This is a genomic window from Brevibacillus sp. FIR094 (assembly GCF_050477165.1).
Classification (GTDB): domain Bacteria; phylum Bacillota; class Bacilli; order Brevibacillales; family Brevibacillaceae; genus Brevibacillus.
Genome location: NZ_JBEAES010000051.1, coordinates 1 through 25421, shown reverse-complemented (window position 1 = coordinate 25421; position 25421 = coordinate 1). Strand labels below are relative to the sequence as shown.

The 25421-nt window shown below is 48.2% G+C and carries 24 protein-coding genes and 1 pseudogene; 7 read left to right on the top strand and 18 right to left on the bottom strand.

The annotated features are described in order from the left end of the window. Nucleotides 1-12 precede the first annotated feature (12 nt). Complete coding sequence (locus tag ACQ5DJ_RS27730) at nt 13-792, top strand: SDR family NAD(P)-dependent oxidoreductase (protein ID WP_429845256.1); 780 nt, start codon at nt 13-15, stop codon at nt 790-792. Here the strand turns inward: ACQ5DJ_RS27730 and ACQ5DJ_RS27725 are convergent. Together ACQ5DJ_RS27725 and ACQ5DJ_RS27720 are read right to left on the bottom strand one after the other, a co-directional pair. Beyond that, nucleotides 769-2025, bottom strand: a complete 1257-nt coding sequence (locus tag ACQ5DJ_RS27725; protein ID WP_429845255.1) for an MFS transporter — start codon at nt 2023-2025, stop codon at nt 769-771. The genes ACQ5DJ_RS27730 and ACQ5DJ_RS27725 overlap by 24 nt on opposite strands. Nucleotides 2026-2172: 147 nt before the next feature. Beyond that, on the bottom strand, nt 2173-3381 hold the full coding sequence (locus ACQ5DJ_RS27720; protein ID WP_429845254.1) for an MFS transporter: 1209 nt from the start codon (nt 3379-3381) through the stop codon (nt 2173-2175). Between the two features lie 164 nt (nt 3382-3545). On the opposite strand from ACQ5DJ_RS27720, the gene ACQ5DJ_RS27715 reads away from it, so the two are divergent. Together ACQ5DJ_RS27715 and ACQ5DJ_RS27710 are read left to right on the top strand one after the other, a co-directional pair. Beyond that, on the top strand, nt 3546-4280 hold the full coding sequence (locus ACQ5DJ_RS27715) for an ArsR/SmtB family transcription factor (protein WP_429845253.1): 735 nt from the start codon (nt 3546-3548) through the stop codon (nt 4278-4280). Further along, entirely contained in the window at nt 4252-5571 is a 1320-nt protein-coding gene (locus ACQ5DJ_RS27710; protein WP_429845252.1) for an MFS transporter, read from the top strand. Before ACQ5DJ_RS27715 ends, ACQ5DJ_RS27710 begins: the two co-directional genes overlap by 29 nt. Before the next feature lie 70 nt (nt 5572-5641). On the opposite strand, the gene ACQ5DJ_RS27705 is transcribed toward ACQ5DJ_RS27710, so the two are convergent. The 14 genes and pseudogenes from ACQ5DJ_RS27705 to ACQ5DJ_RS27640 form a co-directional block, all read right to left on the bottom strand. Further along, nucleotides 5642-7075 (bottom strand): serine hydrolase domain-containing protein, encoded by a 1434-nt coding sequence (locus ACQ5DJ_RS27705; protein ID WP_429845251.1) that lies wholly within the window; start codon nt 7073-7075, stop codon nt 5642-5644. A 25-nt stretch (nt 7076-7100) separates the two neighbouring features. Further along, the gene (gene menC / locus ACQ5DJ_RS27700; protein ID WP_429845250.1) at nt 7101-8213 is read right to left on the bottom strand and encodes an o-succinylbenzoate synthase; all 1113 of its coding nucleotides are present in this window, start codon (nt 8211-8213) and stop codon (nt 7101-7103) included. Then, nucleotides 8194-9201: an ABC transporter ATP-binding protein gene (locus ACQ5DJ_RS27695; RefSeq protein WP_429845249.1), complete on the bottom strand. Its 1008-nt coding sequence runs from the start codon at nt 9199-9201 to the stop codon at nt 8194-8196. The genes menC and ACQ5DJ_RS27695 overlap by 20 nt, the downstream gene beginning before the upstream one ends. Further along, the gene (locus ACQ5DJ_RS27690; RefSeq protein ID WP_429845248.1) at nt 9198-10187 is read right to left on the bottom strand and encodes an ABC transporter ATP-binding protein; all 990 of its coding nucleotides are present in this window, start codon (nt 10185-10187) and stop codon (nt 9198-9200) included. The genes ACQ5DJ_RS27695 and ACQ5DJ_RS27690 overlap by 4 nt, the downstream gene beginning before the upstream one ends. A gap of 22 nt (nt 10188-10209) precedes the next feature. Further along, nucleotides 10210-11063: pseudogene (locus ACQ5DJ_RS27685) on the bottom strand (ABC transporter permease). Nucleotides 11064-11078: 15 nt separating this feature from the next. Then, nucleotides 11079-11999: an ABC transporter permease gene (locus ACQ5DJ_RS27680; protein ID WP_429845247.1), complete on the bottom strand. Its 921-nt coding sequence runs from the start codon at nt 11997-11999 to the stop codon at nt 11079-11081. Nucleotides 12000-12016: 17 nt separating this feature from the next. Further along, on the bottom strand, nt 12017-13615 hold the full coding sequence (locus ACQ5DJ_RS27675; protein WP_429845246.1) for an ABC transporter substrate-binding protein: 1599 nt from the start codon (nt 13613-13615) through the stop codon (nt 12017-12019). A 25-nt stretch (nt 13616-13640) separates the two neighbouring features. Beyond that, nucleotides 13641-14519, bottom strand: coding sequence for a MurR/RpiR family transcriptional regulator (locus tag ACQ5DJ_RS27670; protein ID WP_429845245.1), 879 nt, complete (start codon nt 14517-14519; stop codon nt 13641-13643). Next, nucleotides 14520-16013: a M81 family metallopeptidase gene (locus tag ACQ5DJ_RS27665; protein ID WP_429845244.1), complete on the bottom strand. Its 1494-nt coding sequence runs from the start codon at nt 16011-16013 to the stop codon at nt 14520-14522. Between the two features lie 205 nt (nt 16014-16218). Next, nucleotides 16219-16995 carry a GTP-sensing pleiotropic transcriptional regulator CodY gene (codY, locus tag ACQ5DJ_RS27660; RefSeq protein WP_429845243.1) on the bottom strand — a complete coding sequence of 259 codons (777 nt, stop codon included), beginning with the start codon at nt 16993-16995 and terminating at the stop codon, nt 16219-16221. A gap of 188 nt (nt 16996-17183) precedes the next feature. Then, nucleotides 17184-17960, bottom strand: a complete 777-nt coding sequence (locus tag ACQ5DJ_RS27655) for a sporulation protein (RefSeq protein ID WP_429845242.1) — start codon at nt 17958-17960, stop codon at nt 17184-17186. 56 nt (nt 17961-18016) lie between these two features. Beyond that, nucleotides 18017-18562: a hypothetical protein gene (locus tag ACQ5DJ_RS27650; protein WP_429845241.1), complete on the bottom strand. Its 546-nt coding sequence runs from the start codon at nt 18560-18562 to the stop codon at nt 18017-18019. Beyond that, nucleotides 18559-18870: a YtrH family sporulation protein gene (locus ACQ5DJ_RS27645; protein ID WP_007720892.1), complete on the bottom strand. Its 312-nt coding sequence runs from the start codon at nt 18868-18870 to the stop codon at nt 18559-18561. The genes ACQ5DJ_RS27650 and ACQ5DJ_RS27645 overlap by 4 nt, the downstream gene beginning before the upstream one ends. Nucleotides 18871-19003: 133 nt before the next feature. Then, nucleotides 19004-19228, bottom strand: coding sequence for a hypothetical protein (locus tag ACQ5DJ_RS27640; protein ID WP_144613582.1), 225 nt, complete (start codon nt 19226-19228; stop codon nt 19004-19006). A gap of 317 nt (nt 19229-19545) precedes the next feature. On the opposite strand from ACQ5DJ_RS27640, the gene ACQ5DJ_RS27635 reads away from it, so the two are divergent. Then, complete coding sequence (locus tag ACQ5DJ_RS27635) at nt 19546-20793, top strand: MFS transporter (RefSeq protein WP_429845240.1); 1248 nt, start codon at nt 19546-19548, stop codon at nt 20791-20793. 164 nt (nt 20794-20957) lie between these two features. Beyond that, entirely contained in the window at nt 20958-21095 is a 138-nt protein-coding gene (locus ACQ5DJ_RS27630) for a hypothetical protein (RefSeq protein WP_429845239.1), read from the top strand. Nucleotides 21096-21162: 67 nt separating this feature from the next. Here ACQ5DJ_RS27630 and ACQ5DJ_RS27625 read toward each other — a convergent pair whose 3' ends face one another. Together ACQ5DJ_RS27625 and ACQ5DJ_RS27620 are read right to left on the bottom strand one after the other, a co-directional pair. Further along, nucleotides 21163-21681: a hypothetical protein gene (locus tag ACQ5DJ_RS27625; protein ID WP_429845238.1), complete on the bottom strand. Its 519-nt coding sequence runs from the start codon at nt 21679-21681 to the stop codon at nt 21163-21165. Between the two features lie 41 nt (nt 21682-21722). After that, nucleotides 21723-22802 carry a M42 family metallopeptidase gene (locus ACQ5DJ_RS27620; RefSeq protein WP_429845237.1) on the bottom strand — a complete coding sequence of 360 codons (1080 nt, stop codon included), beginning with the start codon at nt 22800-22802 and terminating at the stop codon, nt 21723-21725. 152 nt (nt 22803-22954) lie between these two features. Between ACQ5DJ_RS27620 and ACQ5DJ_RS27615 the strand changes: the two genes are divergently transcribed. Both ACQ5DJ_RS27615 and ACQ5DJ_RS27610 read left to right on the top strand, forming a co-directional pair. After that, complete coding sequence (locus ACQ5DJ_RS27615; protein WP_429845236.1) at nt 22955-23794, top strand: GNAT family N-acetyltransferase; 840 nt, start codon at nt 22955-22957, stop codon at nt 23792-23794. Nucleotides 23795-23872: 78 nt separating this feature from the next. Further along, complete coding sequence (locus tag ACQ5DJ_RS27610) at nt 23873-25174, top strand: NAD(P)/FAD-dependent oxidoreductase (RefSeq protein ID WP_429845235.1); 1302 nt, start codon at nt 23873-23875, stop codon at nt 25172-25174. The last annotated feature ends 247 nt before the right edge of the window (nt 25175-25421 follow it).

Sequence of the window (25421 nt, the reverse complement as noted above, 5' to 3'; positions counted from 1 at the left end):
AGAAGTGGTGACATGTCGACTCCCCGTATTGTCGTCATCACCGGGGCTTCTGGTGGCCTTGGTCTAGCTTTGACTCGACTTCATTTAGAAAATGGTGATTGTGTTATTGCCACAAGTCGCAGATCTATCACCGAGGAACTCGTTTTGTTACAAAACGCTTATCCCAATCATCTCCATCATTACCCGTTAGACGTCAGCAGCAACGAAGACATTCGGCAGTTCGCTGCATGGGTGCACATCCGTTTCGAGCGTTGCGATTTTCTTTACAACAATGCCGGGATGGCCGTCTTTGAACCGCTGATCGAAATGCGCGTAGAAGAGCTGGAAGAAACACTCCGAACAAATATTTCCGGTGTTCTCTACACGACCCGTGCCTTTTTGCCGATGATGCTTCAACAAAAGCAAGGTCATATTATCACAGTTGCCTCACTTGCCGGACAGGTCGCAACTGCCAAAGCTGCGGTGTATGCAGCCAGCAAAGCAGCTGTCATCCGCTTTAGTGAAGGATTGCGCCACGAACTGCAAGGCACTGGAATTGCTGTGACGTGTGCGATGCCAGGGCCGATCGACACACCCTTTTTGGATAAGGCAGACAAAACGGGTAGCTATCGCAGCAAAGTGAGTCGGTATTTATTGACACCGGAACAAACGGCAAGGGCCATTTATCGAGCAGCGGAAGCAAAGCGTTCGGAGGTTGCCATGCCATTTCGTCTGCATGCGCTCTCCCGCATTTACTTCCTATTGCCTCAGTGGCTAAAACACCTCGTCTCACCTCTCCTCAATCGGAAGTGAGGAGGAATCTTCCAAGTTTTTCAATGCCCCGAATGCTAGGAGACCGAAAATGATACATACGGCTGCTCCGGCTCCAATGATCCCTTGAACGCCCAAGAAGGGTATGAGGAAGCCAGAGACAGCCGCTCCTGCCGGCATTCCTGTCCCCGTAATCGTCCGAACACTGGTCAATACCCGCCCCAAGAGAGCATCTGGCACCTGCTTTTGCAGATAGCTTCTGTACATGATGTTATAAGGAGCAAAGCAAAAGCCCGCCACAACCATCGAAGCCATCGCGATCTCCAACCTCGAGAATAATGCGATCGGCAATGTGGTCAATCCCCACGCCACGATAATCCCTGCTAGTGTCGACCCCAACGGAAGTTTCCACGTAACCGTCGAGAAAAAGAGAGAGCCTAGTAATGCCCCGACTGCCAAAGAAGACCACAACATCCCTAATGCAACAGATCCACCTGCCAAATCCTGATTCGCATACAGGGGTAGTGCAATTTCAATGGGACCGTACGACATGTTAAATAAAAATGTAAAAAAGATAAGAATAATCAATTGCTTGCGTCCAAATATGTAGTGATACCCTGTCCGCATGTCACTCAAGAGAGAACGTAAGAACACTCCCATTTGACCTTTTACAACCGCAGTAGGATTCGCACTTTTCGTAAGCTCACTCGGCAACCGGGAGAAACAGAAGGCACATACAAAAAAGCTGGCCGCATCGATCAACAAAACATAAGCTTCACCAATCAGCCCGATTAAAACACCCGCGAGTGCCGGTCCAAACATATAAACAATTTGCCATTGCGTTTCCATCACGCCATTCGCTTTGACCAATTGATTCTTGTCCGAGACAATTCTCGGCAACAAAGTCTGTGCCCCAGCTGTGCTCAGCGGAGAAAGGATTCCTGCAATCACAATCAGTACGTATATCACAAATAGCGGAACTTGATCGATCTGCAATAATGCGACCAACGTTATAAAAATGAGTCCTCGCGCCACATTGTCCATCATGATGAGCTTGCGTCGATCAAACCGATCCAGCAAAACCCCCGCCACTAAACCAGCAAAAACAGCAGGGAGCATATACGCAAGAACAACCCCACCCATCGCAGCAGGTGAGCCTGTTTTATTCATGACAAACCACGTCAAGCCCATCCAGCCAAACTGATCCCCCAGACCAGATAAGAACATCCCCAGCCAATACCAGCGAAATGAACGCTGCCGCCATAATTCCTTCATGCTGCATCTTCCTTCTTCTCTTTTTTTCCATTCATTGTATAATTAGATTCATACTTTTTCAATAATTATATTTATTAAATCGAAAAGTTTCATTTTTTATAAAAAAGAGCCTCCGCTCCAAATAAGCAGAGGAATCTACCCTGAGTCTTACTGTATGTCTGCGATCTTTTGCAACTTACGACGGCTCCAAAGCCACAGAAGTCCTGCTGCAACCCCAAAGAAACCAAGCCACACGGAGACAGCGGCGCTGCCGACCTGCTCCGCACTGAATCCGAGAATCAAGCAGCTCACAGAAAAGCTTCCCATCGTCGCCATTTCCCGAATAGAAAAAACGCGAGCTAAATAAGCAGGATCAGACAGTCGCTGAAGCTTCGTCACAGACAATATCGATGAGCTAAACTGAGCCGTTGAAGCAAAGAGGATGGCGATTGCCAGTCCAAGTAGTGGTTTCGTATGAAACACCGCTATAATCGAGCAGCCCATCGCAACGAGTGCCCAGCCTTGGACACGCCACGTTCCCTTATCACTCAGGCGATCAGACAGCTTATTCACGGCAATCCCCGCGATCACACCCCCGAGGCCCAGCGGAATATCCAGGAGTCCGAATACATACAAGCCCTCTCCCCGCTCCGTAAGAACATAGTACATCAGCATAATGTAATAGGCGCCACATACCCGTTCCGCCATCTGATAGCCGATCACACTGCCAATTTCCCGATGTTTGCCGATATAACGGAAGCCCTCTTTTAGCCTTTCCATAAAAGGTACAACCGCTTTCAATACAACATGGTTGGCGATATGCGGGAGCGGAAGCAAGATGAACAGCGACATCAAATAACAGGCGGCATCGAGCAAAAAGTTGTAACGGTAGGAGAACAAGTAAACCAAAACTGCTGCCACACCCTGACAAACAATAATGAGAAACGAAGTCGTCCCCTGCAAAAGGGAATTGGCAGCCAGCCTATCCTTTTCCTCCACGGATTGTACGATCGCTACTTGCATGGCTGGTTGGAAAAAAGCACTGCAAATATTGACCAGGATCAATAACAAAAAAGCCACCCATAAGTAGGTCGCAGATGTGATGAAGAAAAACAAACTGACGAGAATGCCGCGAAGCAAATTGACGACAATCATGACCCGCCGTTTATCCCAATTCTCCACAAGCGTCCCTGCGAAAAAGCTGGCAAATACATAAGGGATCATGCGAAATACAGTACCTGCCGCAAAAGAAAGACCCGATCCACTTAAATCATGTAAAAGTCCAACGACCGCAATAAATGTAAATTCATTTCCGATGATGTGTACAAAATGGGCCGTATACAAACGACGAAAGACCGGATGTTGCAAGATCGCCACAGGAATGCATCCTCTCACCGTTTTCAATATTGTAGCATTTGTCGAAAAATAAGCGCAAATTGATCTTGCGGAACAGATCGTTTTGTTGTTACAATACGTTCAAATAAATCTGAACGTCTAAAAACAAGAAAACATTCACGTTCAGTGAAACGAGGTTGATCGACTTGAAACGATACGTAGTTGTGGAAACTTTGGATCAATTAAAAGCTGTCAGCGACTCCTTGCGCCTACAGATCATCACAATGCTGGTCAAGGAGGAATACACAGGCAAGCAGCTCGCGACCCTTCTCTCCCTTTCTCCCTCTAAAGTGCATTATCACCTGAAGGAATTGGAAAGCCACGGCTTCGTTGAAGTCGTGCGTACGGAAGAAAAGAACGGGATCGTACAAAAGTTTTATCGGGCTGTTGCTTATGACTTCAAGGTTAGTGATGATTTGCTGCCCTCCCTGCGCGAAGACAGTATCCTGTTGCAGGAAACGATGATAAATCACCTGCGCTCCAGTATTAATCGCCTGTATAACGCACCTGACGAGTCATTCATGCTCTTTTCGGATCAAGAGGATCGTCCTCCTGCCATTGCAGCGAGCTCCGAAGTGAGGGCACCTCGAAAAGAAATATTTGCTTGGCTCACTAAATATAAGGCTTTACTTGAGGAGCTATCCGAAATGGAAGATCGCTACTTAGAGAGGATTGCTGCTGGAGAAGTGGAGGATACGGCTGAAAACTTTTACATGGTCACGGTCGGGTTCATGACGAATGAACGTTACTTCGTCGCAGAAGACGATTCCTTGCCAGATAACTATGAGCACCAACAGTCTGAATTCAAGCATTACACCAGCAAGATTGTCGTGAAGAAAAAGAAGGAGGAAAATGGAGATGAGCACTCTGGCGACAAATAATTCCCTGTGGAAAAATGGATCGTTTGTGCGGTTATGGAGCGGCACTTTATTTTCGGCAATGGCTGACGGAGCTTTCTTCATCCTGCTCAACTGGTATATCGTGAATGCCATGGGCTCAGGAGCAATCCTGGGCACGACTTTGATTTGTCTGTCCATCCCCCGTCTTCTCTTTATGCTGGCGGGCGGGGTGGCTGCTGATCGTTTGAATCGAAAATGGATTATGTTTTCCTCCCTTTTGGTTAGGGGAATTATTTTAGCCTGTTTCAGTTTGCTTATGCTTCAAGGAAATAGCGAATGGTTCCCAGTGAGCCTGTACGTCATGGCAGCTTTATTCGGAACAGTCGATGCATTTTTTTGGCCAGCACGCAGCTCGATTCTGCCCTCTCTTGTCTCTCGAGAACAACTTGCACCAGCTAACAGCTTAATGGAACTATGCCATCAGATTAGCATGGTTGCCGGACCGGTAGTTACTGCCTTATTAATTGGAACCGTTAGTTATCCGATCATGTTTATGATCTTGGCATGCACCTTCTTCGTAGGAACACTCTTTGTACTCTCTCTCCATTCACACTCATCCACCAAAGATACGACTTCAGAGTCTACAACAGAATCACGGGCAAGCTCCTATTTCAAAGATATCGTGGGAGGAATTCGTTTTACGTATTCAATCCCGATCCTCGCACTTATTTTAACAACATCACTGTTCACCAACATGATGTTCTCCGGCCCAGTTAACATGATCATTCCCATTCATGTAAATGACCTCGGATGGGACGGGAGTGCTTTTAGTTCACTCAGTACCTCACTTGGAGTGGGCATGATTGTCGGCGGTATTTTGACTGCATTGTTTAAAGGATTCCGTGGAAAATTTATGTTACTCCCTGTCATTCTCGGATGTATGGGAGTTGGAATCAGCTCGTATTATTTCATTGAGGAGCTTTCCTTTGGACTTGTCTCTCATTTTCTCATCGGAATGGCACTCAGTATGACGAATATTCCTTTTATCACTTACATTCAAAGTATCGTCCCGGCTAACATGCTCGGTCGTGTCATGTCATTGCTTTCCTTGATGTCCGTCGGCTTCGGGCCAGTCAGCTATGCACTGTGCTCCTTTCTTCTCGCCAAAAACATCGCAACACCGGGGCTTCTATTATTCTTTGGCGGTATCATCTTTGTAAGTATCAGCCTTAGCCTGTTCTTTTTCCGCTCGTTCCGGAAAATGGAGCAGCATCCGAACTGGAAGCGACTTGTTAGGGAGGAGCAACAGCTTCCCGCTACCCTCTCTTCTTAAATCAGTTCTATATAATAGAAACAACGCGCACCTCGCAAGTATGAGCTCTTGCAGGTACGCGTTTTGCTATTTATACGGTTTGTTCTTTTTCAGTAAAGACCTTTACCAGCTGACGAGCACCAAAGCTCATCCGTGTGACTACTCCCTCATCTCGTACAAAGCGGATAAACATGTCGGTTTCTCCACGTTTCATGACGAAGCTATCTTCTCCCACTGATCGTAGCGGAATGTTCGTTCCGTTACTCTTTGCTACCAGCTCATTTTCTTCGATTTCAACCGATACGATCGCTCCTTCGGAAGAGCGATACTCACCTGTAAATGCAGGGAGTGCTTCGACAGCCAGCTCATAATCCGGATATTGGAACGGTACCGTATCCGTAGAACGTCCGTTGGTCACATTCAAAATACCGTGCATCAAATCTGCCATTGGCCCGCCATCTGTGTTCATCAATATAGCTCCTGTCAGGCCCCGCTCCGGCAAAACAAAAATTTGTGCCGCAACTCCCTTGATCGCTCCACCGTGCTCAATGAGTGTTCCATCATGACAATTGGCTACAAACAATCCATAGCCATATGCCTGAAACGGCGAAATCGAGAAATGAGGAGCCGTCATGGCCTGCACGCTCTCAGGTGAGAGCAAACGATTCTCACCCACCAATCCACCCGTTCTGAATATTTCAGTATAGCGCAATAGATCGTGAATCGTCGATTTCAGAAAACCAGCAGAGCGCATCGATGGTGAATCCCACCAGGAAGGGGAACGGTATACCTCACCGCCATCCTTTGGGCTTTTTCGGGTGAATAGCGTAGCCACCTCTGCATCCTCTGGCAAATCTTCAACGAGAAATGCACTGTTCTTCATCCCAGCAGGCACCAAAATATGATCCTGCACAAACTGCTCGTAAGATATCCCGCTCACTCGTTCAATAATCAGACCGAGCATGGCATAACTGTCGTTGGAGTAGCTAAACTCCGTTCCAGGCGCACCTAGAAACTCGTAATCCAGCTTGCCAAAGTAGGCCATGAATTCTTCTTTTGTGTTGATCTCTTCCGCTTTATCGAGATCAAACTCAAGACCGGAGCTAAAGGACTTGACGTCTTCTCCCTCCACAATACTTCTTTTCATTGCACCCACTAATGTATCCAAAGGGGGAAAGCCGGCAGTATGTGTCATTAGATGATAAATGGTCATCTCGCGAGTATAAGCTTCATTAGGCGTCCGTAGCTCCGGGAGATATTTGATGACCGGATCATGAACGGATAGCTTTCCTGCGTCTTGAAGCTGCATAATGGCCACGCATGTAAAGGACTTGGTAACAGAACCAATGCCAAACACCGTATCAGGGGTCAATGCTTTTGCATCCTCTGTGTTGTCTGCCAAACCGAAGCCATGGAAATACCTCAGCTCTCCTTGCTCTGCCAATCCGACCGCTGTTCCTGTTACTTTTGCCTCTGCTAGCAGCTTTTGCGCGTATTCCTCAAATGATTGAATCCAATCCGCCATGCTCCCTCTCCCCTTTTCATTTTTGTTAAGGCCGGAAGTTTGCCGTACGAATCACATAATTGCCGATCGCCTTTTGGTTCAGGGTATAACCGATGCCCGGGGTATCTGGCACTGCCAATTGGCCGGGAGCCATCAGCTCTACTCCATTCTCCACGATGTCTTCCTCCCAGTAACGACTGGAGGCGGCTGTATCACCTGGGATTGTAAAATTCGGCAAAGAGGTAATCGCAATATTGTGCGCGCGGCCGACACCTGACTCAATCATGCCTCCGCACCAAACCGGAATGTCGTGTGCCTGACATAAGTCGTGAATGCGTTTGGACTCTGTTAATCCACCGACCCTCCCCACCTTGATATTAATAATGCCGCAGCTACCTAGCTCTATCGCTTTTCTGGCATCATCCACATTGTGAATACTTTCATCGAGACAAATTGGAGTGGACAGCTCCCTTTGCAGCTTGGCATGATCAATAATGTCATCATGGGCGAGTGGTTGTTCGATCATCATCAGCCCATATTGATCCAGTTCCTTCATCACATCCAAGTGCTCCATCGTGTAAGCGGAGTTCGCATCCGCCATCAGCGGGACACCCTCGCCAAATCGTTCGCGGATCGCTCGAATTACCTCTACGTCAAAGCCAGGCTTGATCTTTACCTTAATCTTCTTATAGCCCTCACCGAGATGGCGCTCTACTTTTGCCAAAACTTGATCGACAGTCGGTTCAATACCGATGCTGATCCCTACATCGATGACAGATTTCTCGCCTCCTAATGCTTTGGCGAGAGAGATTCCTTTCTGCTTGCTGTAGAGATCCCAGATCGCGCCTTCCAAAGCCGCCTTCGCCATGTTATTGCGGCGAATGGGGGCAAACAGCCGATCCACATCCTCCGGGGTCTCGATTTCACTCGTGAACAGCTTCGGTATCATAAACCGTTCCATCATGTGCCATGCCGTCTCTGTTGTTTCTTCACTATAATAAGGCGCAGACATCGCCACACTTTCCGCGTGCCCTACCTCTCCCTCTCCATACACACTGACCAAAATGAGTTCCTTGATGGTCGTATATCCAAAGCTCGTTTCAAAACGGAAACGAAGTGGCATGTGCAGTTGCTGCAATTCAATTCGTTCGATTTTCAATGTACTTCATCCCTTCTGTTCCATATAAATGACAAGCAACATAATGCTGTGGCGAAGCAAGTGTAGCGATAGGACGCACTGTGCGGCAAACATCCGTAGCATAGGAGCACCTGGTATGAAACGCACATCCAACTGGAACATTCGCTGGAGAGGGAACATCCCCGGAAAGAACGATTCTCTCCTTTTTCCGAAACGGGTTGGCTTTGGGAACCGCTGACATGAGCGCTTCCGTGTACGGATGCAACGGTCGCGCAAACAAATCCTTTTTGCTGGCGATTTCGACGATTCTTCCAAGATACATGACCGCAATTCGGTCGCTGATGTGGCGAACGACACCTAGATCGTGTGAAATAAACAGATAGCTCAAGCCTAGACGTTGCTGCAAATCCTGCAAAAGATTCACGATCTGCGCCTGAATGGAGACATCGAGTGCTGAAACCGGCTCATCTGCTACGATCAATGAAGGTTCTACCGCCAGTGCTCGAGCGATCCCGATCCGCTGCCGCTGCCCCCCGCTAAACTCATGGGGGAAGCGAGTAGCGTATTGAGCGTTCAGTCCGACCATCTGAAGCAGTTCTTTTACTTGATCGCGCCTTTCTTTCGCAGACATTTGCGGATCTTTGACACCTAATGCTTCCTCCAAAGCCCCTTGCACGGTCATGCGTGGATTTAACGACGCATACGGGTCCTGAAACACGATTTGCATTCGTTTGCGGAGTGGACGAAAACGTGTAGCCGACATATCCGAAATGTTTTGCCCCTCAAATTCAATCGTTCCACCCGTTGGCTCAATGAGCCGCATGATGCTGCGACCAGTCGTGGACTTGCCACAACCGCTTTCGCCTACCAACCCAAGCGTTTCGCCTTTTCGCAACTGGAAAGAAATCCCATCGACTGCCTTGATCACTTCGTCGCTATTGCGAAACATTCCTTTGCTAATGGGAAAATACGTCTTTAAATCGTTTACCGATAACAAGATATCCCTCATACCGCCATCTCCTTGTTCTCGTACAGCCAGCATCGAACGGCCTGTGTGCCTGTGCCCGTTGCCTTAAGCGGCGGTTTTTCTTTGTAACATCGCTCTTCGGCCTGCGAGCAGCGAAAGCGGAATGCACACCCTTGTGTCACTTCACCCAGTAGCGGGACACTGCCTTCAATCGGATCGAGGCGTAGCTTCTCCTCCTCATCCAGATCGGGGATGCAGCGTAAAAGTCCAATCGTATAGGGATGCTTCGGATTCGAAAACAGACTGGCAACGTCAGCTTCCTCTACGATCTCCCCGTAGTACATCACAAGTACACGATCAGCCATTTCAGCCACCACTCCCAAGTCATGCGTAATGAGCAGCAGGGAGGTATGATCGTTCTCCTTCAAATCGTTCATCAGTTCCAAAATTTGCGCTTGAATGGTCACATCCAGTGCGGTCGTCGGCTCGTCCGCGATCAATAAATCCGGGTTGCAAGCCATCGCCATCGCAATCATGACACGCTGCTTCATCCCACCTGATAGCTGATGGGGGTATTCCCGCATGATGTCTTCTGCCCTCGGTACGCCCACTTTTTTGAGCATCTCTATCGCTTTTGCTTGGCGTTCCTTTTTCGATAAATTGGTATGCAGCTGATACACTTCCTCCAGCTGTCGTCCGATCGTATGGACCGGATTGAGTGACGTCATCGGTTCCTGAAAAATCATCGCGATATCTTTTCCGCGAATGTTACGAAGTTCACTGGCACTCAACTTGTTCAATAAGGTATCTCGAAACCGAATGCTTCCCTCCATCTGCGCATTCACCCGTGACAAGAGCCCCATGATCGCCAAGGACGTCACGCTTTTTCCACAACCAGACTCGCCTACCAGCGCGACCGTCTCACCTTTTTTTAGTTGAAAAGAAATGCCTTGCAGCGCTGGCAGCTCGCCCTTATCCGTCTTAAACTGCAGGCGTAAATCAATTACTTCCAAGAGTACCTCTTTCATCAGCTTGTGCCCCCTTCATCCATTACCTCGTTTTCGGGTCGAATGCATCCCGTAATCCGTCACCTAACAGATTGAAGCCAAGGACAACCAGCATAATGGCCAATCCAGGAAAAATGGACATCCACCAGGCCTGACTCAAGAATGCCTTGCCGACAAAAACCATGGCTCCCCACTCTGGCATCGGCGGTTGCGCACCCAGTCCGAGAAAGCTCAAGGCAGCTGCGCCAAAATACTCACACCGAATTGAATGGTGGAAAGCACGATGATCGGGGAAAGAATATTTGGCAAAATATGCTTCAGTAAAATCTGCCAGTCTCTGATCCCCAGAGAGCGAACAGCCTCAATGTATTCTTTTTCCCTTATGGATAAGACTGCAGAGCGAACGACCCGCACATAAGACGGAATAACGGCAATCACTACCGCAATCATGGCATTCGTTAAACCGGGACCCAAGACCGCAATGACAGCGATCGCCAGAAGCAGAGCAGGAAGTGACATGAGAATATCCATACCCTGCATGATAAACAGATCCACGCGACGATAATAGCCAGCGATAATACCAAGCGTTACACCGATCAAGGTAGAAAGCACAACCGTTATCAAACCCATCAGCAAGGAAATCCGCCCCCCGTGTAATAAACGGGAAAAAATATCTCTGCCAAAATCATCCGTTCCGAGAAGATAAGTCGTACTCGGAGCGCTTAATCGGCTGTTAAAGTTCATTTGCTCGACAGGATGAGGGGCAATGACTGGAGCAAGAAGCGATCCCAGTGTGAAGACGATCAGAATAATCACACCCGCCATTGCTGTCTTATTGCGTCTCAGCCGTTTGCCCATCCCTCCCCAATACGACTCCGGACGATTACTGTTCACCATCCATCTGCTCCTTCCTTAGTCGAAATGGATTCGCGGATCAATCCGGCTGTAAATGAGATCCACGATCAAATTGGTTAAGGCAAAAATCAACGCCATGAAAAACACCATGCCTTGTATGGTCGGCATATCTCTTTTACTGATCGCCTCAATCGCCAGGCTGCCGATCCCTTGCAAAGAAAACACGGTTTCCACCACCACAGCTCCAGCCATGAGCGAACCGAACTGTAAGCCTAACATCGTGACAACAGGAATAATGGCGTTCGGCAGACCGTGGCTCAATATGATTCGGAAAAGCGCCGCCCCCTTGGCCTCGGCTGTCCGCATGTAATCCTGTTTGATGACTTCCAGCATGCTGGATCGGGTCATACGGGCGATCATCCCCGCTTCCGCCATACCTAAGGTGATCGCTGGCAGCAGCAAGGAGTGAATCCCCTCATAGCCGGAAATCGGAAACAAGGCCAGCTTGTAAGCAAAAATCCAAATGAGAAACAAGGCAATCCAGAACCCGGGTGCTGAAATACCGAGTAAAGAGGTAAGCACCACAAGTCGATCGATGATGGTGTTTTGTTTGACGGCAGCAATCGTGCCCAACAAGATACCGAATATTGCGGCAATGATCACACTAAGGATGGCAAGCTGCATGGTGATCGGGAAACGGTTCATAATCTGATCCCATACCTTTTCGCCAGTGAATAACGATGTTCCCAAATCGCCAGCGAACAGGTTTCCAGCAAATCGCATGTATTGCTGCCACAGTGGTTGATCCAGACCTAGCGCCGCTCTCAATTGACTGATGGCCTCTTGTGTTGCAAACTGTCCAAGTATCTGTGTTGCGGGATCGCCCGGTATGAGGTGCACCATCAAGAATATCAGGACGGAAACGCCAAACAGTGTACCTACCAGAGAAAGTAATCTTTTTACTACATAACGGCGCATGCCCTCACCTCAGTTGTCTATTTTTCGAGCATGACATCATGCAACGTAATACCTTGCGTGTACGGATTGATCGTAAAGCCTTTAACGCCGCGCGTTGCTATCACCGTCTCACTTACCCATAAAGGGACCCACGGCAAATCATTTAACAAAATCTCTTGTGCATCTTCGTAAATCTTGAGGCGCGCCTGCTCATTCATTTCCAAACGTCCTTTGTTCAGTAAAACATCCAACTCAGGGTTGGTGTAATGAGTACGGCTTGTTGAATTGCTCTTTTCAAAGATGAGGTACAAAATATCAGCATCAAACCAACCGTAGTACATCAAAGCCATGTCATACGACTTTTTCGAAATGCGCTCTTTGATGGTTGTCATTTCTTGCACGCTGATTTTCATATCAATACCTGCTTCTTTCAGCTGGCTCTGCAAAATCTGCACCGCTCGCTGAAATGCTGGCTCTTGAGAGACGAGCATTTCTACAGACAACGGTTTTCCGTCCTTATCTACGATGCCATCCCCATTACTATCCGTCCAGCCTGCTTCCGCAAGCAACTGCTTGGCTTTGCCTAAATCTCTTGTATACAACTGCTTCGCCTTACTCTCAATCGCTTCACTGTAGCCATAAATCGTGGGTGCCAATGGACCATAGACTGGCTTGCCGAATCCATTCAACGCTACCTGAACAAGTGGATCGCGATCTACGGAGAGGGCCACTGCTTTGCGCAGACGGACATCTGAAAACAGCGGGTGCTTATTGTTAAAAGCGATGTATTTGTTTCCAACGTCCATCGCTTTCTCAATCTTGACTCCGGGCAGTGTCTCAAGCTCCGCAACTGAATTCGGCGGCGCATCATACAACACATGTACCGTACCCTTTTTGAATTCCATCAGCCGCGTATCGTCGTCTTTCATAAACCGGAACACAATGCTGTCGATTTGGAGAGGGCCTTTGTTGGTAGCATATTCTGGTCCCCAGTTATAATCAGGATTTTTCTTATAGGTGAGCGAAGCACCCCGCTCGCGTTTGTCGAAGATAATCGGCCCCGTTGCAGATGGATTATCTGCGAAGCCATCCCCTAATTCTTTTGCCTTTTTGGCGTCAAGAGGCGAGACTAATCCACCGACAATGACGTTAACAAAAGGGGCAAACGGTTGGCTAAAATGCACCTTGAGCGTATGCTCGTCTGTTGCTTCCACTTTTTCAATCGGACCTGTAAGCCCCTTCACAGGCGAAATGGCAAGCAAACGGTCAAATGAATCTTTTACGGATGCTGCCGTCATTGGATCGCCAGAGTGATAGCGGACATCTTTGCGGAGGGTAAATGTCCAAACCTTGCCGTCCTGCGAGATTTCATACTTCTCTGCCAAACGCGGATGGAGTTTGCCTGTTGCATCGCGGGTCAATAGAGGCTCGTATATTAAACTGTTTTCCATGCTCAGCCAGCTCGTTTTGTGCATATCAAGCGAGTCTGGGTCCGTCAAGGAAGCGATGACTAATGTGTTACCTTTGGCCGATGTGTCATTCCCCGTTTGATTGGTCGGCTGTGAGGAGCAGCCTGCAATCAACGCCGTTGCCACAAATACACTCAAGGCCCCTTGCTTCCATGTGTGAATCTTCATGTCCCATCCCCCTTTTCAATTACCTTTACACTTCTGTTCCTTCTACAAACGGGTATATTTGTCGACTTGTCTCTTCGTATTCTTCCAGTCTTTGTTGTACCTGTTCGCCATCAGCCTGAACCACACCACTGATCAAAATATTCAGCATGGAAAAGATCGCCGTCATTCCTTTTAAGGCAGTAGGAGCAGGTGCGCTTACTTTCAAAATTTGGTCGGCTACCGGCCCAATCGGAGATAGCTCATCATCTGTAATCCCGATGATTTTGGCGCCTCTCTCTTTGGCTGCTTTTGCAAATAGGATGGTTTCACTCGTATAGCGGGGGAAGGAGAGTGCGATCACGAGCCACTCCTGATTGATCTGGGTCAACAGATAGTTGACGTCATCAACTGGCCCATTGTACAGATGCGCGTTTCCTCTGACTACATTCAGTGTAAAGGCGAGCCAATGGGCCGGAGCATAGGAGCTGCGAAACCCTACGACGAGAATGTGTTTGGCTGCCATAACACTTGAAACCGCTTGCAAAAGTTGGTCCTTTTGTAGCTCCCCTAACGTTTGCCGAATATACGCAACATCCTGCTCCATGTTATAAGAAATCAGGTCTTGTTTCCCCTTCATCTCCACAGCCGCTGTACGAAAACTGTGGATGGCATCAGCTTTTGGGACTTTTTCCAATAAGGAGCTGCGAATCTCGTTTTGCAATTCGCTGTACCCGGAGTAGGCGAGAGCGTAAGATAGTCGGATGATCGTCGTTTCGCTTGTGCCGCTCAAAGTCCCGACAACTTTGGCTGGTTGCAGTGCAACGGTCTTCGGCTCGGCGAGAATGTATTTGGCTGCGAGTTTTTGTTGGTTGGTCAATTCCGGGTAATGCTTGCGGATGCGCTCCTGTACGGATTCCATGATCATCTACTTCCTTGTCAATTGATGTAGGTTCCACTCTGTGGCTGGGTCTAACGGATAAATCGGACGAATGGCGCGCTCGTATTTAAAGAAGCGGAAGTTGAGCGTTGTCAATCCCGGCGAATCAACGGTAATGACGCGTGCGCTGATCGGTTCGAATGATGCCCGGAAATGTGTGCTTGATTTCAAGGCCACGATCTTGTATTTGGTTACGTCAATCCCGTGCAACTGAAAAATTTGCTCATCCAGCACTTGCGATTTCACGGAGCAAACCAGTACATCAACCCCTTCAATTTGCAAGCGAACGGACTTACCAAAATTCTCATGACCGCCTTGCCCCATCGGCGTCGTCGCAATAAATTTTCCATCTGTCAAAGCTTTGACGTAGGCTGTTACTTCAAGTGTTTCTCCATGCAAGTAATCTGTCTTTCCACCAAGGGATAGCTGTATAGTAGCGCCTACTCCAGCCTGATGGGCAATCTGGACCACTTCGGGATCGTAAATAAAACCAAAGCAGGCATTTGTCAGCTGGGCTTCCAGCATGGCCCGCAGTAAATGCGTTCCGTCTCCGGGCGTGCCTCCGCCTGGATTATCTGAGGTCTCATTGATTACAATGGGCATCCCTTCCGTTTCCAATGCCATCGCAATTCCCTCGGCAGGCGCGGGCATGTTCAGCTCGAATTCATCCCGCTTTTCCCAAATCAGACTGGCGACATCCTCGCTCACTTTTTTGGCGAGCTCCTGATCGTTATTTGTAACGCTCAAAACAGAAACGCCCAGCTCAGGAATGTCCGTATACGGAAATCCGTGGAAGAACGCACAGTCGATGACGCCTTCTTCCTTTTCCCACGCCCAGCAGGCTTCGTTTATTTCGCGTGCCGGGGAATGATGAGTAGCTGATGTCGGAATCAATAATGGGAGTCTGGTCAAATGCATGGTCGGCTTCATACCTTCTGTAACCATCTTGTATGCCACATCGATCGCTTCGATTCCACGTTCATAGCAATCCACGTGCGGGTAGAGATGGACACCCAGGAGCGCATCGGCTTCATCCACCATTTTTTGTGTCATGTTTGCGTGGAGGTCGAGCGTAACAATTAAGGGAATCTCATAACCGACCAACTGACGCACTGACGCCAGAAGGTCACCTTCCAGGTCATCCATTCCTTCTACGACCCCTGCTCCGTGAAGCCCTAGACAAATGGCATCTGCTCCTTCTGTCGCGGCAATAGTGTCAAGAAGCTCCTTTTTAATCCGGTCATACGCTTCTCTCAAAATCGTCCCTGCTGGATACGTGAACGTGCAAAAGGTCGGCAGTAGCTCGATGCCCAGCTCTTCGGCGCGGTCCACCATCCCTCCCGGAAAGTTGCGAACGCCCCGATTGCGATTCACAATCGTTTCATGATAATCCCACTCATAGCTTTGAAACATCTCAAGCGTTGTGGGCACATTGGAAAACGTGTTTGTTTCATGCGCAATCCCACCAATAATCACCTTCATTCTTAGACCCTCCATTCGATTTTGAAGTATGAACTTTAAATTTTGATTTTTTTGAAGTTTCAACCTTTGTGGACATTATAAAGGGAAGAAAATCATTTATTCAATCGCTAAATCATGAACGTTTTATCTATTCTGCTATACTCGTTGATTCATAAACAAAAGCTCTCCCTAGTACAGGGAGAGCTCCTTTCGTAGAACATGTCAATTATGAGGTTTTCCATTTCGCCAATTCAGATGGGAACTTGTCGTTCAGCACTTTGATATATGTACCCTTCATCCCTAACGAACGGGATTCCAGCACACCGGCACTTGCCAGCTTGCGAAGAGCATTCACGATGACAGAACGTGTCAGACCTGCTTGATCTGCCAGCTGACTAGCTACCAGCAAACCTTCGCGTGCATCCAATTGCTCCATAATTTTTTCAATCGCGATCTGTTCACTGTAGGACAATGAAGAGAGTGCGATTTTGGCAAATGTTTTGTCGCGCACTTCATTTTCAATCTGTTCTGTGCGCTGACGAACGATTTTCATGCCGATCACGGTAGCACCGATCTCACCCAAAATCAGATCCTCTGTTTCAAACTGACCGTAGGCACGCAGTAGGACGAGTGTGCCAAGACGGCTTCCCCCTGCATTGATAGGAACAATCGTCGTCATCATTTGCGGGAAGACCGAATTCAACTCTTTTGGAACCAGGCTGTACGGACTCGTACTCGGCTCGTTCGCTAAGGTTTGTGTAACTTCTAGCAGCTTTTGATGTACACCTTCCTGCAGCTGCGTGGAAGAACGACCGTCTTCTTGCAGGGAAATCTCCTGATTCATTCCACTTCCAAGTATCGAGCCATCTGCAGTAATGATGTAAACATTTGCAGAAATCACTTCAGATAAAAGCCTTGCGAGATCTTGGAAGGCTACTCCACTGCCACCCATTGTTTTTTGAAGCATCACATTAATTTTTCTCGTTTTTTCTAACAAATTCATAATAATATCCTCCTCTGGATTCTTCATGCTCACAGTATTGTCAGAAAAATCCAGCCCTATACATGCAAATCAAAAAATTAAAAAGAAAGTTGTGTACAATAGGGGTTGGGGATGAGTAAGAACCTCCATAAAAAAAAGGCTGACAGAGTGGTCATTTTCACTCCGTCAGGCCTTTTTTGTATCATTCTCTAGCGAAGCTGCTGCTTCATAAGTGCTTCAATCGCTTCTGCAATGACATGCGTATGTTTGTTCACATCTGCATTCGTTAAGCGGAAACGGATATAGCGTTCATCGAGATTAAACGCTTCTTCAAAAGATCCCATAAAGCCTCGCGCACGTTTATCCAGTTCCAATAAAACTTCCAATTCGCCATCGCGAAGGTAGAAGACTACTTCGAGTTCCTCCAATTGGCTGCGGTATGGCCCAGTCGGACGGAATTCAAATTCCTGTACAAACGGATGATTGCGACCTAGGTGGCGATTGTATTCGCAGTCTACCTTATACAGCTGGAATCCGATTTGTTGAACAGCATCCAACACTTTGGACATTAACGGATGTGGGCGAACCTCGATGAAATCGGAATCCCCCGGGTCAATCGCATTTTTAATATCGAGACCTGTCCGCAAGTAAACAGGTTGGCGCCCCATCGTCAATGGAGTCTCATAAGGCAATTGAAAAGCGAATGGCAGAACGGTTTCTTCTTTCGGTTTCAATTGTACCCGCTCAGACAGACGATATTTTACAAGTGTGCATTCTTCCTTCGTCTTGGAGTCGTTGATTTCTCTTTCATAGTGTGTGACGACATACATGTAGATTTCGTCGATTTCCTGGGCCACATCTCCTCCCTTGATATGGACCTCACCTCTGACCATATCTCCGGGAATGAGTGAATCCTGCTCAAGACGTGCATCTACTTGCGCAGAGCCAATACCTACACTAGCCAACAATTTTTTGAACATGGACATGCGTTCGCCTCTCCTTTATACCGACCCAGACCTACATAATCTGGCTATCAGATATTCTATATTGAAATATACGGCGGAAGAAATAGAAAGTTTCGCGCAATCTTTTGCCAAACATCATCAGGTATAACGTCCGCTGTCACGAACACATGCAGCGTTCTACTGATTACCACCGTTTTGATTCGTACCTCCACTGTCGTTCGATCAGACAAAATGTATTCGCGGCGTCGCAGCATTTCATGCAAGACCTGATGGACCTCCGCAACCTGCTCAACCTTCTTCCCTTTTAACGAAGCGAGATCCTTTTCTACGCGATCGACTACTTGTACCACAATGGTGGCATGAAGCGGCTGCTTCTGATCCGCAGTGAGTACAGAAGCGCGTACGTCTTCGATAACGGTCTCTTGCTTTTTGCGATAGACCCGCTGATTTTGCTTCAGCTCCAGATTCTCCTCGTACAGTTTTTTGTTTTGCAGCTCCAAGCTTTTTTTGATCAGCATCATCTGTTCCATTTCGCGTCCGTATGTAAATATAATCACGCTTCCGCCCAACACGCACCCCATGAGCAAAAGAGCGAGGTAACGTTTCCAAAGAGTCACCTTCATGAGCGCACCTGTACCAGCCAATGCACACAAATCGTTCCGATATGGGCACCCAAGAATGCAACGACGATCATCACAAGCTGTTTAAAGACAGGTGTCAAATTTCCCATCAGTATTTTTTCGATCTGCAAAAACGAATCAAAGGTTCCACCCAATGCTCCAACCAATCCCCATATTTTGAGCTGGTCAGCCAATTGGGCCATGGATAACAGCGGAGGCTTTTCTGTGAGAAATGCGCCCACCCCACCTGAAAGAGCACCGCCAACCACAATGCCATAAGCCACGAAAAACGTCAAAATGACTTGTGCCATGTACTGCTTCATCCTTTCTTCGAACAAGCTACATATGCTTATCCCTACGCTCGTCATCCCGGTTTTATAACAGGACTCGTCAGCGTTCCAAATAAAAAAGCGGCATGCTATATTTGGCAGCATGCCGGATCGGTCAGCGTTGGTTCCTTCTCCATTTCTTCAGTTTCTTTTCAATGCGCGGTGAGTTCATGATCATGAGATCCGTAAACAAGTTGACCATTTTCGGATTGCGCAGCATCTGATTAAACACCTCTGGATTTTGCTTGAACCATTGCTCATTGGCACGAATCCATTTCTTGAAACCGTCGTTTGATTTGTAATAGTCATTCAATTGCCGAACCGGCCGATATGCGCTCATCTTAATCTATCCCTTCGTCAAAAAATATAACGAGGAGAAAAACGATCACGATGATCCAGATGATCACTTCGAAACCTTCCTCGTTGAAGAAACCAAATCCTCTCACGTCAGATCCCCCCTTCATCCTTCCGCGCTCCTCGCACCATTCCCTACCGCCCATGGTACCTTTCCCTATAGGTATATGTGGTTCCACGCTTGTTGGATTGGACACTTGCCTGCCTTCATATCGATTTTGTGTGGTGGCCTATTTTTTCTTTGCATAGTGACAAACCTTTTCCACTCATACTAGAGAGGAATGAATCAAAGAGGAGACGAACATGACAGCCTCTACTGGATCACTGTTACGCAACAAACCTTATTTGCTGTTACTGATAGTCGTCTTTTTCATGCACATGGCCTCTTATCTGGTCATTCCCGTCTTCCCAGTCTTTTTGCAAAAGGTACGGGTTCTTTCTCTCTCCCAAGTCGGCATCATTTTGGCAGCGGGAAGCATCACATACCAAATCGGAAGCTTGGCAGGCGGCTTGATGTCAGATCGCTGGGGCAAACGCTCTATCCTAGCCTTTGGGGCATTCCTTCAAGGATGTGCCATGGCAGGCTATCACTTCAGCCATTCCTATGGTTTCTTCTTGTTATTCTCCGCTGTCAACGGCTTGGGTCTAGGTCTGCTCGCTCCTACCATTAAAGCCATGATCGCAGATGAAGTGGATGAGAGCCAAAGAACTGCTGCCTTCTCGTGGAGAGGGATACTTGCTCATAGCGGGATCATTGTCGCAGGCCTGGTCATTACGTGGATGACTGCCGGTGGGAAACACCCGTTTCTCGTAGCTGCCTTTGTGTACGGAGCACTTGCTGTTTTTTCTCGCTTCATCCTTCCCGATGATCGGTGTGTGGGAACAGATTGCAAGCAAACGCCGATCAAGGAGTATCGTCACATCTTGACCCATCGCAGCTTTCTGCTTTTTTCCGGGATCTCGCTCTTAATCTGGGCGCTTTACGCTCAATTCGCCATGATCCTGCCGCTGCGAGGAGAGCATGTCCTGCATTCCGCTACGATGATTGGCCTCCTTTGGACGATCAACTCCCTCAGTGTCGTCGTCTTACAAGGGGTTATCTCACGTTTTGTTCTACAGCGCATCAATCCGTACCTGTCTGTAGCGATGGGAACGATCTTGTTGGGGGCAGGGCTTACACTCATGGGATGGGCGAACCACTTTCTCACACTGTGCGGGGCTGCGATCCTTTTCATATTGGGTGAAATGCTTTTTATGCCGATGCTGGACAGTCTCGTCACTCATTTCGCAAAGGAAGAATGGCTGGGGGCGTACTTTGGCTTTGCCAATTTCGTATCTGGTCTTGGAACGGCTCTTGGGACAGGATTGGGTGGAGCGATGGTTGAAAAGCTAGGAGGAGTCGGCAGCAATTATCCGTGGATCGGCTATGGAGTGATTACGTTGTTTTTGGCGGCCATTCTTGGTCTGTTTGCCCTTTATGCGATTCCTCGCCACAAAAACGCTGTACTTGACTCACCCTCAAAAAATCGTAGAAAGGAAGGGGCCACATGAACACAGAGGAACACACACAGCATCACCCCGAAAAGCAAATGGAAATGCTTAGGCGAGTGCCGCTCACCTCCCTATTCATCCAACTGGAGGACCATGTATCCTCCCGCATTCGCCAAAAAACAAATTCGCCTTGGCAGCCATGGCTCTGAGAAAGGGGTAGTTATATGACCAAGCAAAGCAAGGATTCCTCTGTACAGCAAAATCGATCAGACGAGCGCAATCGCCAGCCCAAAAGCGTTCAAAACGATGCACCGGGCTATGGAGACAAAAAACTGGAGGGGCCAAATCGTCCTTCCACCTAACCCTCAGGTAATCAATAAAAAAAGTCATTTTGCGCCTTCATGCAAGGGCAAAATGACTTTTTTCGTTTCAGTTACGAATCGGTACGAGACTGTACGGCAAGGAAAATGCTTCAAGTTTGTCCAAAAATGCTTGGCGAGACTTTTCATCAGGCGCAATCAGTTGGAGATAGCGTGTGAAATAAAACACGATGCGATCTTCTTTGTCCTCTTTTAAGCGATAGTGTGACAGCTGTGCGATGTCCGTCAAGTTGTAGAAGTATTCATAGCGCTCCTGTGTAAAAGGCGCTTGAAAGATCCGGCTGACGACTACACCGTTACTCAGATTTTCCCGCATGTTCTCTTTTGTTGCCCCGAGAAAACGAAGCAGTTCACCGGCACGCTTCGCCCCGACCTTTTCCACCAGTATGCTGTCGTTGTACTCCACTTCCAGGTCGGTCAAGTTGTTAGAAACAGCTGTAAGCATTGCCATCAACACCTTGCGCACTGCCAGATTCTCTGTAGCGAATTGATTGTCAAATACATTAAATTCAAAGGACGTAGCTTCGCCCTGACGCCGTGTATACAATTTGATCGCGTTCAAAAGCACTCCTCCGCTTTCTCTTTCCTCGACGATATTCTCCAGACCATTTATCTAGGCAAAATGGATTCCCACGTCGCACGGTCCAGCTTGCGAATGACACTGAACAGCAGACGCTTGGCTGCCTCGTAATCCTCGCGATCAATGATGGAAGCATGGCTGTGAATGTACCGGGAAGGAATTCCAATAACGGCAGACGGTACTCCCTTGCCATGGTACTGTACGACCCCTGCATCCGTCCCGCCTTTTGCCACATAGATCTGGTACGGAATGTTCTCTTCTTCGCACGTGGAGATAAGAAGCTCACGCAATCCTACCGGCATGACGTACAACGGATCGTAGATGCGCATCAAAAGTCCACCGCCGAGCTTGCCGCCATCGTCTTTTACACCTGGTATGTCTGTGGCTGGACTCGCATCCAAAGCCAAGAACAAATCTGGATCGATGGACGCAGCGGCCGTTTTCGCGCCGCGCTGGCCGGACAATTCTTCTTGTACAGTTGCCCCGACGTAGACGACATTCGGATGACCGGGTTTTTCGTGCAGCTCTTTTGCGAGTTCCACTGCCAAACTGCAACCATAGCGATTATCCCATGCTTTAGCCATTATGCGCCGCGGATTGGCCATGACCTGCAATGGGCAAACCGGAACGATTTGCTGGCCAGCCCGTATTCCTACCTGTTCTGCTTCCTCACGTGAATCTACGCCGATATCAATGTACATGTTGCGTACATCCATCGGGCGATTGCGCTGATCGTCGCTCAAGACATGCGGCGGGATCGAGCTGATTACGCCTTCTACCGGTCCATTGTCCGTAATAATTTGTACACGCTGCGCGAGCAGGACCTGCCCCCACCAGCCTCCCAACGTCTGAAAAGAAATAAATCCTTTATCAGAAATTCGGGTGACCATGAAGCCCACTTCGTCCATGTGACCCGCTACCATAATTTTCGGACCGTTCTCGTCACCACGCATAACGCCAAAAATACTGCCCAAATTGTCGTACATGAGTTCACTCGTATAGTTGCTTATGTATTCCCGCATAATCTCGCGTACCGGACCTTCGAAGCCAGGCGCTCCTGGTGCCTGCGTCAAACGGTTCCACAGTTCCATTTGAAATTTATTTTCCATCGCCAAAAATCCTCCTCGACCCTAGTTTCATGCCTATTAACCTCCTCTATTATCCGCGAGAGAGAATTCAGACGCAACTACTCCCAAGCAGGAATGCAAGCGCTTGTCCCGAATGAAGAAAAAACACGAATCATTTGAGGAGGAAAAAGTAGATGGCAATCACGTTACGAAAGTTGGCCGAATCCAGTGAGATTGAGCGATTAGAAGCAATGGAGGGGGAAATCTGGGAACCTTCTTCTGCTATTCCCTCCCACATGACCCTCACCATGCAAAAGTTTGGCGGTCTGTTTTTAGGGGCATTCGATGACGAGGAAATGATCGGCTTTTTGTACAGCTTCCCGGGTTTCACCAACGGAGAATCTCATCTTTGCTCGCACATGCTCGGCTTTTTGCCAGAGTATCGCAAGCAAGGGTTGGGCGTACAAATGAAATGGCTGCAAAAAGAAGAAGCAGCAGCAGCGGGCTATACCAAAATCACATGGACGTACGATCCGCTTGAGACTGTAAACGGTGTTCTGAACATCGCCAAGCTGGGAGGTATCGTTCGAACTTATTTGCCAAACTGCTACGGACAGCTCGATGACGACTTCAATCGTGGACTGCCGACAGACCGTTTCCTCGTGGAATGGTTTATCGGAAGCAATCGCGTGGAATCGCGTCAGTCTGGAAAGAGCTCTGCTCCCTCTTTTCAACAGGCGCCAGACCTATTGCGTTTTGAAATCAAGGATGGTATTCCCCATCCCATCGATATCGATTTGACACGCGAAGAGCCTATAGTACTGCTCCCTGTCCCTGCCTTCTTCCAAGATGTAAAACGAACGGATTTAAGCGTCGCTTCCTTGTGGAGACAAATGACTCGCGAATTGTTCACGTCGTATTTTGCCAAAGGATATGTTGTCACGAATATCCTTCGTAGTTCATCCACCGTTCGTTACGTCTTAGAAAAGCAGCCGTTTCCTGATATTTTAGGTGCCTCGTCCTCTCTATCTTAGCTAGAATTGCGCGTCGGGTGGGCAGGTTGTGGTAAAATGGTGGTTGCCCAACCCTATACAACAAAGGACGAGAATGAAATGAATCGATCACAATACAATTATGACGTTATCATCATAGGCGGCGGCCCCTCTGGGCTGATGTCTGCTATTGCTGCTTCTGGTCAAGGAGCAAGAGTTTGTCTCGTAGAAAAAGGCTCGAAGCTCGGACGCAAGCTCATCATATCGGGCGGCGGTCGCTGCAATGTAACTAATGCCAAGGAACAAGATGAATTAATCAAACAAATGCCGGGAAATGGCCGCTTCATGTACAGTGCTCTCACCCAATTCGGCAACCGAGAGATTATCCAGTTTTTCGAGGAGATGGGTGTCGCGTTAAAAGAAGAGGATCGGGGCCGTATGTTTCCCGTCACAGATAAAGCAGTGACAGTTGCCCAAGCATTGATTGATTTATTGAAGCGCCAAGGTGCCACCATCCATTTAAATGCCGCTGTAGAAGAAGTTCTCTATTCGGAAGGGAGAGTCGGTGGCATCCTGCTCCAGTCCGGTGAGAAAATCACTGCGCCTTGTTTGATTATTGCTGTCGGAGGTTGTTCTGTACCACAGACAGGGTCTACAGGTGATGGCTATGCATGGGCGAAAGCAGCCGGGCACACGATCACAGAGCTGTATCCTACTGAAGTACCGCTTACAGCCAATGACTCTTTTATTCGCGATAAATCAATTCAGGGTCTGTCGCTGCGTGACATCACGATGACCTTGTATGCGCCCAACGGGAAAAAGATCAACACCCAAGAAGGCGATATGATCTTCACTCATTTCGGAATATCAGGCCCCGCCTCCCTGCGTATGGGACACTATGTCTCTGTGTCGCAACGAAAATACGGAGCGGTCCCTCTATCTCTGACGATCGATCTCATGCCTGACAGAACCGCCGAGGAAATCATGGCGGAAAGCTGGCAGCTGATTGAGGAGCAACCAAAAAAGGCCGTAAAAAATGCAATCAAAGGCTTCCTCCCCGAACGGATTATCCCACTCTTGCTTACGATGGCAGGAATTTCGGAAGAAACGACCTACAGCCATATGAAAAGACAAGAGTGGAGCAAGTTCACGAGCTTGATCAAAGCTTTTCCACTCACCATTACGGGGACGCTCTCTCTTGAGGAAGCGTTCATTACAGGTGGCGGTGTGAGCGTGAAAGAGATCGATCCGCGCTCGATGAGATCCAAGCTTATGGATGGGTTATATTTTGCTGGCGAGGTCATGGACGTCCACGCCCATACCGGTGGCTACAACATCACCATCGCCTTTTCGTCAGGCCATTCTGCGGGTACGCATAGTGCGCAGGAAGCATTTGAATTTTTTTACGAGAAAGACGTTTAGAGCAAGTGGGATTGGGGAAACTATGAATCAGGTTCTCTTTTCATGAAAAGAGAAATCAGCACATTACTCCCCCCTAGTTGTAATGTGCTGGTTTAACAGACCTTACTCCCTTTATCTTCCTAGATGGGGCATCGCCTGCGTGAGCGATGCTTCTTTTTTTTGCCCAACAAAAAGCACCTGCTACAAAAGAAGTGGACTGACCCTAATTAATGAGACGTTGAAAAAGCACCTAGGCTACCTGTTTCCC

Excerpts from the sequence above, each read along its gene's own strand:
- ACQ5DJ_RS27670 (WP_429845245.1), bottom strand. The coding sequence starts at position 14,519 with ATGATCATGGAATCCGTACAGGAGCGCATCCGCAAGCATTACCCGGAA.
- ACQ5DJ_RS27675 (WP_429845246.1), bottom strand. The coding sequence starts at position 13,615 with ATGAAGATTCACACATGGAAGCAAGGGGCCTTGAGTGTATTTGTGGCA.
- ACQ5DJ_RS27640 (WP_144613582.1), bottom strand. The coding sequence starts at position 19,228 with ATGAGCGCATATCGGCCGGTTCGGCAATTGAATGACTATTACAAATCA.
- ACQ5DJ_RS27725 (WP_429845255.1), bottom strand. The coding sequence starts at position 2,025 with ATGAAGGAATTATGGCGGCAGCGTTCATTTCGCTGGTATTGGCTGGGG.
- codY (WP_429845243.1), bottom strand. The coding sequence starts at position 16,995 with ATGAATTTGTTAGAAAAAACGAGAAAAATTAATGTGATGCTTCAAAAA.
- ACQ5DJ_RS27695 (WP_429845249.1), bottom strand. The coding sequence starts at position 9,201 with ATGAGGGATATCTTGTTATCGGTAAACGATTTAAAGACGTATTTTCCC.
- ACQ5DJ_RS27730 (WP_429845256.1), top strand. The coding sequence starts at position 13 with ATGTCGACTCCCCGTATTGTCGTCATCACCGGGGCTTCTGGTGGCCTT.
- ACQ5DJ_RS27645 (WP_007720892.1), bottom strand. The coding sequence starts at position 18,870 with ATGGCACAAGTCATTTTGACGTTTTTCGTGGCTTATGGCATTGTGGTT.
- ACQ5DJ_RS27620 (WP_429845237.1), bottom strand. The coding sequence starts at position 22,802 with ATGGAAAATAAATTTCAAATGGAACTGTGGAACCGTTTGACGCAGGCA.
- ACQ5DJ_RS27630 (WP_429845239.1), top strand. The coding sequence starts at position 20,958 with ATGACCAAGCAAAGCAAGGATTCCTCTGTACAGCAAAATCGATCAGAC.
- ACQ5DJ_RS27655 (WP_429845242.1), bottom strand. The coding sequence starts at position 17,960 with ATGTCCATGTTCAAAAAATTGTTGGCTAGTGTAGGTATTGGCTCTGCG.
- ACQ5DJ_RS27635 (WP_429845240.1), top strand. The coding sequence starts at position 19,546 with ATGACAGCCTCTACTGGATCACTGTTACGCAACAAACCTTATTTGCTG.
- ACQ5DJ_RS27705 (WP_429845251.1), bottom strand. The coding sequence starts at position 7,075 with ATGGCGGATTGGATTCAATCATTTGAGGAATACGCGCAAAAGCTGCTA.
- ACQ5DJ_RS27665 (WP_429845244.1), bottom strand. The coding sequence starts at position 16,013 with ATGAAGGTGATTATTGGTGGGATTGCGCATGAAACAAACACGTTTTCC.
- ACQ5DJ_RS27710 (WP_429845252.1), top strand. The coding sequence starts at position 4,252 with ATGGAGATGAGCACTCTGGCGACAAATAATTCCCTGTGGAAAAATGGA.
- ACQ5DJ_RS27680 (WP_429845247.1), bottom strand. The coding sequence starts at position 11,999 with ATGCGCCGTTATGTAGTAAAAAGATTACTTTCTCTGGTAGGTACACTG.
- ACQ5DJ_RS27615 (WP_429845236.1), top strand. The coding sequence starts at position 22,955 with ATGGCAATCACGTTACGAAAGTTGGCCGAATCCAGTGAGATTGAGCGA.
- ACQ5DJ_RS27610 (WP_429845235.1), top strand. The coding sequence starts at position 23,873 with ATGAATCGATCACAATACAATTATGACGTTATCATCATAGGCGGCGGC.
- ACQ5DJ_RS27650 (WP_429845241.1), bottom strand. The coding sequence starts at position 18,562 with ATGAAGGTGACTCTTTGGAAACGTTACCTCGCTCTTTTGCTCATGGGG.
- ACQ5DJ_RS27690 (WP_429845248.1), bottom strand. The coding sequence starts at position 10,187 with ATGAAAGAGGTACTCTTGGAAGTAATTGATTTACGCCTGCAGTTTAAG.